The organism is Nocardia sp. NPDC050412, from assembly GCF_044458825.1.
Classification (GTDB): domain Bacteria; phylum Actinomycetota; class Actinomycetes; order Mycobacteriales; family Mycobacteriaceae; genus Nocardia.
On sequence record NZ_JBITIJ010000005.1, the window covers coordinates 472929 to 484554 of the forward strand.

At 63.9% G+C, this 11626-nt stretch carries 15 protein-coding genes; 6 read left to right on the forward strand and 9 right to left on the reverse strand.

Annotation, left to right across the window (positions count from 1 at the left end):
- Window positions 1-10 precede the first annotated feature (10 nt).
- Window positions 11-433, forward strand: coding sequence for a tautomerase family protein (locus tag ACIBI6_RS16715; RefSeq protein WP_396956843.1), 423 nt, complete (start codon window positions 11-13; stop codon window positions 431-433).
- Between the two features lie 77 nt (window positions 434-510).
- On the opposite strand, the gene ACIBI6_RS16720 is transcribed toward ACIBI6_RS16715, so the two are convergent.
- The 4 genes from ACIBI6_RS16720 to ACIBI6_RS16735 all read right to left on the reverse strand — a co-directional run bounded on the left by ACIBI6_RS16720 (window position 511) and on the right by ACIBI6_RS16735 (window position 4339).
- On the reverse strand, window positions 511-1158 hold the full coding sequence (locus tag ACIBI6_RS16720) for a hypothetical protein (RefSeq protein ID WP_364351579.1): 648 nt from the start codon (window positions 1156-1158) through the stop codon (window positions 511-513).
- A 338-nt stretch (window positions 1159-1496) separates the two neighbouring features.
- Complete coding sequence (locus tag ACIBI6_RS16725) at window positions 1497-2276, reverse strand: enoyl-CoA hydratase-related protein (RefSeq protein WP_364351582.1); 780 nt, start codon at window positions 2274-2276, stop codon at window positions 1497-1499.
- Window positions 2277-2465: 189 nt separating this feature from the next.
- Window positions 2466-3035 (reverse strand): hemerythrin domain-containing protein, encoded by a 570-nt coding sequence (locus ACIBI6_RS16730; protein ID WP_364351585.1) that lies wholly within the window; start codon window positions 3033-3035, stop codon window positions 2466-2468.
- Window positions 3036-3142: 107 nt separating this feature from the next.
- Complete coding sequence (locus ACIBI6_RS16735) at window positions 3143-4339, reverse strand: Ig-like domain-containing protein (protein ID WP_396956844.1); 1197 nt, start codon at window positions 4337-4339, stop codon at window positions 3143-3145.
- 290 nt (window positions 4340-4629) lie between these two features.
- Here ACIBI6_RS16735 and ACIBI6_RS16740 point away from each other — a divergent pair, with 290 nt between their 5' ends.
- From ACIBI6_RS16740 to ACIBI6_RS16750, 3 genes are all read left to right on the forward strand, one after another.
- Window positions 4630-4803: a CsbD family protein gene (locus tag ACIBI6_RS16740; protein ID WP_364351591.1), complete on the forward strand. Its 174-nt coding sequence runs from the start codon at window positions 4630-4632 to the stop codon at window positions 4801-4803.
- Window positions 4804-4881: 78 nt separating this feature from the next.
- Complete coding sequence (locus ACIBI6_RS16745) at window positions 4882-5346, forward strand: SRPBCC family protein (RefSeq protein WP_364351594.1); 465 nt, start codon at window positions 4882-4884, stop codon at window positions 5344-5346.
- Between the two features lie 374 nt (window positions 5347-5720).
- On the forward strand, window positions 5721-5876 hold the full coding sequence (locus tag ACIBI6_RS16750) for a DUF6131 family protein (RefSeq protein ID WP_364351597.1): 156 nt from the start codon (window positions 5721-5723) through the stop codon (window positions 5874-5876).
- A 165-nt stretch (window positions 5877-6041) separates the two neighbouring features.
- Here ACIBI6_RS16750 and ACIBI6_RS16755 read toward each other — a convergent pair whose 3' ends face one another.
- Complete coding sequence (locus tag ACIBI6_RS16755; RefSeq protein ID WP_396956845.1) at window positions 6042-6482, reverse strand: hypothetical protein; 441 nt, start codon at window positions 6480-6482, stop codon at window positions 6042-6044.
- Between the two features lie 282 nt (window positions 6483-6764).
- Here ACIBI6_RS16755 and ACIBI6_RS16760 point away from each other — a divergent pair, with 282 nt between their 5' ends.
- The gene (locus ACIBI6_RS16760; RefSeq protein WP_364351606.1) at window positions 6765-7163 is read left to right on the forward strand and encodes a hypothetical protein; all 399 of its coding nucleotides are present in this window, start codon (window positions 6765-6767) and stop codon (window positions 7161-7163) included.
- 183 nt (window positions 7164-7346) lie between these two features.
- On the opposite strand, the gene ACIBI6_RS16765 is transcribed toward ACIBI6_RS16760, so the two are convergent.
- Window positions 7347-8345, reverse strand: a complete 999-nt coding sequence (locus ACIBI6_RS16765) for an Acg family FMN-binding oxidoreductase (protein WP_364351609.1) — start codon at window positions 8343-8345, stop codon at window positions 7347-7349.
- A gap of 124 nt (window positions 8346-8469) precedes the next feature.
- Window positions 8470-8922 carry a CBS domain-containing protein gene (locus tag ACIBI6_RS16770; protein ID WP_364351612.1) on the reverse strand — a complete coding sequence of 151 codons (453 nt, stop codon included), beginning with the start codon at window positions 8920-8922 and terminating at the stop codon, window positions 8470-8472.
- Window positions 8923-9190: 268 nt separating this feature from the next.
- On the opposite strand from ACIBI6_RS16770, the gene ACIBI6_RS16775 reads away from it, so the two are divergent.
- Window positions 9191-9634, forward strand: a complete 444-nt coding sequence (locus tag ACIBI6_RS16775) for a pyridoxamine 5'-phosphate oxidase family protein (protein ID WP_364351615.1) — start codon at window positions 9191-9193, stop codon at window positions 9632-9634.
- 70 nt (window positions 9635-9704) lie between these two features.
- Here the strand turns inward: ACIBI6_RS16775 and ACIBI6_RS16780 are convergent, their stop codons facing one another.
- Window positions 9705-10304: a hypothetical protein gene (locus tag ACIBI6_RS16780; RefSeq protein ID WP_396956846.1), complete on the reverse strand. Its 600-nt coding sequence runs from the start codon at window positions 10302-10304 to the stop codon at window positions 9705-9707.
- A 5-nt stretch (window positions 10305-10309) separates the two neighbouring features.
- A complete protein-coding gene (locus tag ACIBI6_RS16785) occupies window positions 10310-11494 on the reverse strand; it encodes a hypothetical protein (protein WP_396956847.1) in 1185 nt (394 codons plus the stop codon).
- Between the last annotated feature and the right edge of the window lie 132 nt (window positions 11495-11626).

An 11626-nucleotide genomic window follows, 5' to 3' on the forward strand; every position in this document is an offset into this window, starting at 1 on the left:
GGAATTCACCATGCCGCTCTGGCACATTTACCACCCCGCGAACACCTATACCCCCGAGGACAAGCAAAACTTCGCCCGGGACATCACCACCTACTACGCCCGCTTCGGTCTGCCGGAGTTCTATGCCGTAGCTCTGTTCCACGAACTCGCTGCCGACTCCTTCTACGTGGGCGGCAAATCCACCGCCGCCTCGGTGCGCATCACCATCGACCACCTCGCCCGTCAACTGGACGACCCCGAAATGCGAAAACGCATGACCCGAGGCCTCGACACGCTCATGGCCCCTTACACCCACGATCGCGGCCTGTACCTCGAATTCAATATCAACGAGGTCGCCCGCGACACCTGGATGATCGCCGGCCTCTTCCCGCCACCGGTTGGGAGTGATATCGAGGAGACCTGGGCAAAGGAAAACAAGCCTATCCCGTACTGAAGTCGCCCGCAGGCCGTCTCGCCGCGATCAGCGCGGCGAGACCGGTACCGAATGCTGTGGGCGGGGTCGGCCGTTCCTCACTGGCTCACGACGCTCTTGGCGCCCACCATGCGCACCATGCTGAGGATCGGCAGTCCGATCACCAAATGTTCGATCGCGGTGGAGATACCGATCCAGAGGTGGCTCGACAATGCCAGTGGAATGATCACCGCCGCGGCGGTGAGGATTCCCACGATCCAGTTGAAGAACAATTCCGGTGAGGGAGTGCCCAGGCGCAGCAGATACCAGAGCACCCCGGCCAGCAGCGTGCAGATGAAGGCCACGGCCGCGAACCAGTACGCGTCCTGGGACATGGGGTTCCACACCCCGAACTTGCCGCTCTCGGTCACCCGGGTGGCAATGATCTCGATGATCCAGGCGCACAGCCAGCCCGCGAGCGCGGTCACCACCGCCGCCGCGAACACACCACCAACGAACATACCGATGTTGACGTCAGGACCCTGCTGTGGTCGAGACTGCCGGTCCGGATAATCAGACTGTTGATACCTGCTGTATCCGTTGTCTTGGCTGTATCCGTTTTCTTGGCCGTAGCCGTGATCTTGGCCGTAGCCGTGATCCTGGCTGTATCCGTGATCCTGGCTATACGCCGGGTCACGGTAGTTCCCCGGCTGAAAACCGGATTCGTAACGTGCGGTGTGCTGGTCGCGCGGATCCCTGGGGTTCAACCGCCGATCACCTCCGTCGAGAGCATGCGTGTGCGTCGAGTGTAGGGCCGCCGCGAACAGGCTGCTGCCCGCTTGTCTGTTCCGGCATTCCGTTCACTCGGGGTCGGCACAGCTTGACATACGTCATCGGCGGTAAGGGAAGGCGACACCGGGTGAATCGTGGATCTCGCACGATTCGCGTGATCGATCCAAATCGGAACACGAACGGGTGCTTGATGATTCATCATGTCGCGGGTGTCCTGATCCTGGGCCGATGGCGTCCGGTTCCCGCACTTGGAGGGTCTGCGGATCGAGAGCTTACAACGCGGGCAGCCAAGCGGCCGAAGGCAACTGCCGCGCTAATCGCGCCAGACGGGCGGGCGCTTCGCAAGGAAGGCCGCCATCCCTTCGCGGGCGCCGGGAAGTTGGGCGGCGGCGGCCATGACTTCCAGGGCGAGGGCGTAGGCATCTGCTTCGGGGCGGTCGAGTTGGCTGTAGAGGGTGTGTTTACCGAGGGCCTTGCTGGCCCGGCTGCCTCGGGTAGCGCGGGCGAGCAACTCGTCGATGGCGGTGTCCAACTCGCCGTCCGGCACCGCTCGGTTGATCAGGCCCCACTGCTCAGCGGTGCGGGCATCGATCGGGTCGCCGGTGAGGGCCAGTTCCATCAGGCGTTTACGGCCGACGGAACGCGCCACCGGCACTGCGGGAGTGTGGCAGAACCAACCTCCCTTGCCGCCGGGGAGCGCGAACCCGGCCGATTCGGCGGCGACGGCCAGATCACATGAGGCCACCAGCTGGCAGCCGGCGGCCGTGGCCAGACCGTGCACCCGGGCGATCACCACCTGCGGCACCGACTGCATGGTCGACATAAGCTCGGTGCACAGTGTGAGCAGTTCCCGCACACCGAGCAGATCGCGGGCGGCGACGTCGGCGAAATCATGTCCCGCGGAGAACACCGGGCCGTGCGCTCCCAGCACTATCCCGGTGGCGTCGGTCTCGCCGGCGGCCCGGAACGAGGCGAGCAGTTCGGCCAGATGCTCGCCCGACAGCGCATTGCGCCGCTCCGGCCGATTCATGGTGATGCGCACGGTGGCGCCGTCCCGCGCGACCAGCACATGCCGATTTTCCAAGGCGGTCATATCTCCACCGTAGATCTGCGGGCAACGAGACGACACCTCCGGAGTGATCCAGAACAGCCCGGACGAACGGACTGCGGACCGCTTCGTCGACGCCGCCTCAGCAGTGCCTATCTGCCCACGACAGTGGGACCAACCTCAGCGCTGAACCGGGCTAGGTATGCGGTAGACCCAGAAGCGCGGGGGCGGTGATCATTTCGTGCGAGGTTTGCTGATGGCGTCTTTGGCGCGGTCCATCATGGCCGCGAATGGTCCGACGAGCAGATTCGCGCCCGCGGACTCGACGCCGGCGTGCGGACGTGTCGGCGCCATGGCTTCGGCGAATTTCACCGCTTTGCGGAGACGCTCGAGCTCATCGGGTTCCAGCTGGGAACGCAACCGGTTGAACTCCTCGTGCTCCTCGTGTTCGGCATGTGCGAGCACCCCGTCGCGCAGGGCCGCAAGCTTGGCGTCGAACTCGGGAGAATCGATATCGACCGCCTCGATATCGGCGAGCTGGCGCTTGGCTTTGTTCTCTTCCTCGAGACGCGCCTGAATGATGTCGGCGCCGTCATGAACTTCTCGCCGGAAGCGTGGGTGGACGATTTCTTCCTCGGCGGTTTCGTGGACCGCCAGCAAGCGGCGCAGTTCGTAGAACTTCTGCTCCCGCTGTTCCGCCGTTGGGGCCCGCTCGACCTCGGCGAACAGTTCGCGAATGCGCATGTGCTGCTCGATCAGGAACGTGACGACATCATCGGTGGTATTGATCGACGTTGCTTCCACGATCGTCTCCTTGGACAGGTAGTACGGTCAGCGCGAATTGCGCTGCTGCCGCCTTACCCCTGGAAGGGGACGGCAAACACCTCGCAAGCTGGGTCACCTCGTTTGCGTCATGTGTGTGCACCGCCGCGAAGCCAGTCGGACCAGGGGATGCCCCAATCGCCGTTCTGCCAGATGTCGAGCGGGTCGCCGCCGGTGTTGCGGACCTCGACGACGTCGCCGGAGATGACGAAGTCGTAGAACCATGCGGCGTCGTCGGGGGAGATGTTGAGGCAGCCGTGTGAGACGTTGGTGTTGCCTTGGGCCCACATGCTTGCGGCCAGTTCGTGAACGTAGATTCCGTCGTGGCTGATACGGACCGCATGGTTGATACTGGTGCGGTAGCCGAGTCCGGAGTTGGTGGGCAGGCCGTAGCTGGCGGAGTCCATGATCACCGGGTCTTTTCGGTCCAGCACGGTGTATATGCCCGGTCGGGTCCAGAACGACATGGCTCTGCCGCCGATGGTTGCGGTGCCGCCCCTACCCATCGATGTGGGCATGGTGCGCACCAGGTTTCCGTTGTCGAAGACCTCGATCTGTTTGGTGTCGTCGTCGGCGATCGCGACGTGCGCGGGCCCGATGATCACCGACACTCGTTGGTCGCGCAGGCCGTAGCGGCCTTCGCCGAGCGCGAGGCCGAACAGTTCGGCCGCGACCGTGACCCTGGTTCCCGGTGCGTGATAGTGCTCGGGCCGCCAGTGTGCGTTCTGATCGTCGAGCCAGTACCAGGCACCGGCGACGGCCGGCTCGGTGGTGACCTCGAGATGAGGTTCTGCGGCTGCCCGATCGACGGGTGCGTCGAAATGGGCGACGAGCACGAAACCTACTCCGTAGGTGTCGTTTTCGGCCAGCTCGACGAGATTGGCGGAGCGCAGGGAGACGTCGACGAGTTGTTGGGGTCGCACCGTGGTGCAGGTTGTCGTCGCGGTGACGTCGCCGGTTTCGCCGTGAGCCACGGCTTTCGCGGTGTAGGTATGTCCGTAGCCGAGTGGTTCGGCACTGGTCCAGCTTCGGTTATCGGGTGTCGATGCGCCCGGCAGTGATCTGCCCGTTTCATCGATCCATTCGACCCACCGCAGCGTCCCGTCCGTCGCGGTGATAGTGCCCGTGCTGCGCGCTTGGACATCGTGGGTGCCAGGTGGGGGATCGAATCGGATTGTGGCGGATTTGGGTGGCGGCGCGGGTTCTCGCACCCACCCGCATCCGGCCAGGGCCAGGCCACCCGCACCGGCGAAGCCAATCAGCAGCCGACGACGTCCCAATGCCACCGTCTATCTCCCTTCTTCGGGGTGCTGGGCGGACCTCTGTCCGTCAGCATGCGGCAGCGACGCGCCGGCTGAGACACCGACGACCAGCATCTCCACCGATCCGTCGCACAACCGATACCTTTCGGCGATCGATACGACGGTCATCGGCGGTCTGTGAAACCCCAGATGGTCACACGGTCCCGCGACAAGTCTCCCCAGGAGCGTTGTTTGGCTATCCGAATGTGGGTTATCCGCCAGAAGACCGGCTGGAACCAGCAGGCCGGGCACCTTCGAACAAAGGGGCCGCAATCATGGGCACTGTAGACAAGGCAAGGAATAAGGCTGACGAACTCTCCGGTAAGGCCAAGGAGAAGTTCGGCGAGGCAACCGACGACAAGGACAAGAAGCGCGAGGGCAAGGCCGATCAGACCAAGTCCAACCTCAAGGATGCAGGCGAGAAGGTCAAGGATGCCTTTCGCGACTGACTTGTCCATGAGTGCACGTTCCATCTCGGCCGAACGCATACGCGGCGGCATTCGGGACGAGCCCGTAAAGGAGCCGATATGAGCACTGTGGCCGCGACCGTCGATGTCGAAGTACCGGTTCGCACCGCCTACAACCAATGGACGCAGTTCGAGACATTTCCGCAGTTCATGGTCGGTGTAGAGGCGGTAGACCAACTCGACGACAAGCACACCCATTGGCGTATCCACGTTGGACCGGCGACCCGGGAATTCGACGCCACCATCACCGAGCAGCATCCCGACGAACGTGTCGCGTGGAAGTCCGACAGTGGTCCCGACCACGCGGGTGTGATCACTTTTCATCGTCTGGACGACACCCACACGCGGATCACCGCGCAAATGGAGATCGATCCGGAGGGATTCGTGGAGAACGCCGCCGATAAGCTCGGCGTGCTGAAGCACCGCGTCAATGGCGACATGCAGCGCTTCAAGCAATTCATCGAAGGCCAGCAACATGAAACGGGCGCGTGGCGTGGGGATATTCCACGCCCTGACGCTCGATGAACTCGGATTGTCTGACCGCTCGCGCTCTACGCCCGCTCTTCGAAACGTTGAGATGCCGCACCCAGCGGCATTTCTTCCAGTAGTACGAGCGCGAGCGGGTCCGGGCTCGAATGGGTCTGTCGCCCTTGCCGGTCACGCGTTGGCCAGCAACACACGATCGAGCTGCAACTTCGATAAACGGGGGTGTACATCCTGGATCCTGAGGCGTCTACTGGAATATGTAGTACACGGGTTGATCATCGTGGCTGTGCGACTCCCGTGGCCGTGGCAGGGTGTGCGTAGTGACGCGTGCTGGCATTACGCGCATGACCGATACCAGCACCGAAGGGTTTCTGAGGCCCTTCGAGTACAGCAGCGAAACCAGGTAGCAGGCCATGATCGTTCTCGGAATCATTCTTCTTATCGTTGGATTCATATTCAGCATCCCGATCCTCTGGACCATCGGGATCGTGGTCCTCGTCATCGGCCTCGTGTTATTGCTGTTGGGGTCGACGGGCCGCGCCGTCGGCGGGCGACGCCATTACTACTGACCCTGGATCGCGTTCGCGCGCTGATCCGATCGCCACCATCGCCTGAGCACGCTCAGCGTCGGCGGCCACCGACCTCATGTCAGAGCCAGCTCCACGTGTCGTCCGCCCGCCCTGCAACGCCGTCGAACAGTGATGCACGCAGGGCGAGATGCAGCGCGGACAAGCTTATGCGGCGTTGCGATGTGGACGTTCGAGTGTGTTCCGCGCGCGTTCCAGTACCTGTCGTGGCTCGAAGTGGTCGGCCTGCCACGAGTCGGTGCCGATGCCCACCTTGCCGCGCCAGGCCCGCACGATCTTGACGTGCACCGGCCATCGCACGAATCGGCGCATGTCCTGCTCCGATTCCCACACCGTGATGGATCCGCCACGCCGCGCGGTGGGGTTCCCCCACAGCCACAGGCCCACCGCGCCCTGCATGACCGGCCAAGTGTTCCCCAGTTCGAGCCCGATCTCATAGATACTGCGGACTTCCTCCTCGGACCGGGCCAGGAAATCGGTCACGCTGACGAACACATGCCCGGAAACGTCCTGGCGCGGACCGGGTTTCCATGGCATGAGCACGATGCCGTCCGCGAATGGCTGTTCAGGAAGCTCAATAGTACGCACATGCGTATAGTACGCACACGCGTACCATTATGGGAAGAGTGTGGTTCGAACTCAGCTGATCCGCGCAGGGGAGTGGAACCACGGCAGCGGCCGATCCATATGCGGGAAGCCGGTTCGGACGGCCCCCGGGTCCATCTCCGGTCCTGGTCGAAAGCTCAGAGCCGGTCCAGCGGGTCGAGTTCACCGCGTCGGGCCGTGATCATTGCCGGACGTGGCGAAGTCGGGATTGCGCGAGGACACTGAAGGTGTAGTAGCGCCGAATTCGACTCCAGGAGCAATGTGATGGCACCCGACAGGCCTTTTGGAATCGATCCGGAAGAATTCGAACGCGCGTTGCGAGAGGCGGGGATCGAATTCCGCGACCTCCTCGCAAAAGCCGGCGAGTACATCGATCGCACAAGCGTGAGTACGCTGGCGTCACTGCTGGGTCAGTTCGGTCAGTCGGAGCGTACGCGGCCACCGAAACCGGAGGGCGAGACCACCGGCGAGACCGGCAGTGGAGTGTGGGTCATCTACAGCATCGATGACGCCGGCGAGGCCAGGGTCGAGCAGGTTTTTCCGAGTGAACTCGAGGCCTTGCGTGCGCATCGCGACAATACCGACGAACGCCGTCGCGTGCGGTTCCTGCCCTATGGTGTCCCCGCAACCGCGCTGGGCACCCAAGTGCGCAGCTCTGATTGATAGCGGCGCAATAGACGAGCAGTCCGTGTCAGCGACTCATGTAATTCGGCGTGCGGCCAGGCTCATAACGCCCGGTAAGAGAAGGCCGAATCGTCGGTATCGAGATTGCCGGTGACGGCGCGCAGTCAGTTAACGGCGGAAGCGAGGGGATCGTCGTGGCGCGCGGCATATTCGGCCTCTGTCTCAGGGATGAAGCGCGCGCACCTCGAGTACCTCGTCGAGTGGTCGTCGTGGTGTCGGGGCCGGTTCGCTTTCCTCGGGCGTAATGCCGATGCGGATCACGACCTGGGGCACGTCCGGGTTGGGAATCAGGTCGGCGAGTACCGAACGGCTGGCGACAAGTTCGGTGATATGGGTGAGCGCGCAGGTGGCCAGGCCGCGGGCGGTGCATTCGAGCAGCACCTCCGACAGTGCCTCGCCCGTACGCAGCCATTGTGCAGGCGATTCACCGAGGATGCTGAGCACTACCAATCGGGACTGGTCCTCGAGCTGGCCGCGGCGCAGCGAATAAGGCGCGGATGGAAAGCTGCGGCCGACATCTACCCTCGCCGCCTCGGCATCCGATGCCAGGGCCACCGCGGGGACACCCTCTTTGACATCTGAATGTCCACTCCACCAATGCAATTCGGTCTGATACGGCATATCGTAGCGGCGCAACGCGGTGGCATGATCGGTGGCGGCGGCGACCCGGAATCGCTCACTGTCGGCGACCTCGTCGACGGCCACATGATGTGGTCTCGCCAATTCGCGAATGGCGTCGAATGCCTCGATCCAGCCGGGCGGAGCCAGCATCGGTAACCGGTCGGTGCGGCGTCGGCGAATGGCGCGGATCCGGGCGGCGGTCGTATTCAGCGAGCCGGGCCACGGCCGGAAATCGAGCGTTGCCAAATGCGCCGGCAGATTCGAATCAGGGGTCCGGATTACATCGGCGAACCAGCCCATCGACAGGAATGCCAGACGGGCATGGTCGAGCACGGCACCGCAGCTGATCACCAATTGCCTGCCGAACGGATCGGCCGACCGCAACAGTCGATCGGAATCGCTGAACAGTTGCAATCGCTCACCATCGAACACCCAGCGCCACGGTTGGGTATTGTGCACCGACGGGGCCCGACAGGCGAGCATCAGCGCCATTCGCACAGTGCGCAGCTCGGGAGTGTCAGCACGATCGCTTGCGTTCATCCCTCGAGTCTCGCGCTCGCCCCCTTACCTCACCACGGCCACTGCGCACCCATTCGGGGGCCAATGGTCACCGCGCATGAGGTCCTCGGTCAACCGGTCCGGGCACCTCGGCGCGGGGCTCGCGCTATTGCGCACCTTTGCCGGTGGATGCCGGAAGATGTTGTGCGCATACGGCTTCCACGAATTCGCCGACGGTGGTGTCGGGCAGGCTTCGGGATAGGTCGGCCTCGGTGATGATGCCGACAAGCTTGCCCGCCTCGGTCACCGGAAGTCGTCGGATCCGATGCCGCTCCATCATTGCCAGCGCGGCTTCGATATCGGTGCCGATGTCGACGGTGCGTAGACCGTCGCCCTGGGCCATTTCGCCCGCAGTGGTCGTGCGGGGATTCGCGCCGGTGGCAATGCATTTGACGACGATGTCCCGATCGGTGACGATCCCGACCGGATGTCCCTCGCCATCGCAGATCGGCAATGCGCCGACATCGAGCTGACGCATCCGCTGCGCCGCGTTTTCCATGGTGTCGCGGACCGTAATGCACGCGACGTCGGGCTGCATGATGGCCTGTGCGGTTGTCATGGCTGGCTCCTTTCCGAATGGACCTTCGCGACCATCATGGACAGGTCGAAGTGGATTAACGAGGGCCGATAGTCACCACTGACGGGGGAATCGACACTGGTAGCGGCGAGTCCGCAGCGTCGGTGTGATAAAGCCGGAGTCCTCGATTCAGGGGACCTTCGACCCTGTTCAGCGCTGTTGCGCATGGAGAGACTGCTGAGGTCGTCTGCCGAAGAGGAGGTTGTCTGGTGAGTACGTCCGAGCTGTGGTCGACCAGGGTTGTGCGAGCGTGAGCGAGTTCGCTGCGACCGGCTATCCCGGGCACGCGGTTGTCGAGCTCGATCGCACGACGGCATTGGACCTGCTCGCGACCATCCCGATCGGTCGAGTGGTGTTCAGCCGCGATGCATTGCCGGCGATCCGTCCGGTAAATCATCTGGTCGAGGTGGACGGCCGCATCATCGTGCGGACCCGTCTTACGTCCATGCTCACCTCGGCAGTGCGTGGCAACTCCGATGTGGTGGTCGCCTACCAGGGCGACGAGATCCACCCACACCGGCGCACCGGCTGGTCGGTCGTGGTAACCGGGCTCGCCCGCCCGGTCACCGATCCCGAGCGCATTGCCCGCTACGAGCAACTGCTGCGTCCCTGGGTAGACCAGGTGACAGATTCCGTCATCGAGATCGAGCCCTCGATCGTGTCCGGCATCCGGCTCGTCGACAAGGCCGCGTAATGAAAATCGCGCTGATCATGAGACTGCTTCCGGTACCGATCAGCAGCGGGCGGGTACGACTCGGTCGTAGTCATGAGTCCTGTCCGACCGGCCGACTCATTCCGCGCCATTCCCGGTCCAGCGCCGCATAGCGGCGGATGCGCATTAGCGAGCCGGTGCCATAGCCCAAAAGGGCTGCACCACTCCAGATTACGGCGAGCACCGTCGTGCCGATGCCGATGCCACTGTTGGCGGCGTTGATGGGGCGCACCGGCGGCGTGGTCACTTTGCCATTGCCGTCCAACCACACTCGTACCGCATCGCCCGGCGCGGACTTGTCGGGTACCTCGCTGGTCGTCGTACCGGAGCGGTCGTTCTGATCCCAACGTACGGTCGCGTCGAATCGTTCGGTGGTCGACCCGTAGGCGTCGACGGTCACGATCCGTACCGGCTTCGTCGTAATAGTCGCTGGCACAGCGACTTTCGTCGCGTTCTCGACCCGGATCCGGCTTGCGGCCGCGGTGTAGCCCGCGGTACCTGCCGCCCCCGCGACCGGCACTGCGACAAGCATGACAATGACCGCGAACAGCCACACCAGTGCCTCGACTCGATCCGATACCCGCATCAGCGAACTGGTCTGCCACGGTCGTCGCCGCCATAAGCGGGTCGGCATGGACGGGTATTCCGACACGTCGATCACCTCGTACCCTGTGTCGGGGCGTCCGGCTCGGATATCGATTCCGCGGCCCGGTCCGGATGCGACAGCTCATCTTCGACGATCAGCCAGTCTCCTGGTTGTGCGTGCATGACCGGACCTGCGAGTAGTTCAGGCTGCCTGCGCAGGATGCGGACGAGGAAGTAGCCGGTGACGGCGGCCATTGTGGCGGCCATCAACAAGCCGCCGCCGATGCCGATCAGCACCACGAGCGCCGTGGACTGTCCGGGCTGCCACAGCGGGCTGGTGAACGCGATGAAAACGAACAGCCCGGCCAACCAGGCCAGGGCGGTCGCACCGATCCAGCGGCCCGCACCGACTACAAAGTGGCGCAACACAAACCACTGTGCGACGCCGAGTGACAAGAGCAAGACGATCCCGCCGACCGCTGCTGTGGGCACCAGCACCCATGGCGACCACGTATCGAGTCCGGCACCGGCCAGCACCGGGACCGCACCTATCGACCAGGCCACCAATGCCCCGAATGCGGTGGCGCGAATCCAGTCGCCGGAACGCATTCCGGGCACCGCCGACCGCAACACCGCGGCTTGGAACCAGCCGAGCACACTGCCCTCGACCACGCCGGCCATCAGCAGCGCGACGGCAGCGACGACCGGCGCGGCATCGCGCACCAGCGCGCCGGTCACCGCCGGTGCCGCGAAGCCGAGCAATTCACCCGACGTCACACTCGTGAACCAGCGCCGCCACAGTCCCCACCGTTGCTTCTGCACGGCCGCAGCGCCCATCATCGGCTCGCGCGCAGCAGACAACTCGATCACAACGAGAGGATCGGTCGTCGGCACCTCGGCGCGAGGAAACGCCATCTGATAGATCGCTGCCGCTTCCTCGCGCTGCAGCGAATCGGGTTGTGCCACATGCCCCATACCGCGATACCACCGCCCATCGAGCCACACCGAAAGCGGCCGGGGTGAACAGAAGTTGCGCCACCAGGTCTTTGTGTCGGCGCGAGCGACCCGGACGACCACGTTGTCGCCCGCGCGGGCGTAGGACACGGGTAAGGCGATATGACGACCCGAGCGCCGCGCCTGATATCGCAGTTCGCACAGGTTGTTCCGCAGTACGTGGGCAAACGGGGAGTGCAATGCCGACAACATCACGGATGCGCCGAATCCCGGTGCCTGATATCGAGTCGCGCTGGTCGTCATATGTCAATCGTCACGCCGTCGCGTGCTGCGGCGACAGGACCGAATGGCACCGACGCCGCAGCCGTTGGCCCTCGAGAGTCGTGGTCCCGGGCCATGAGCATGCTGTCCGAGGCCTGCGTGTGATAGCCCCAG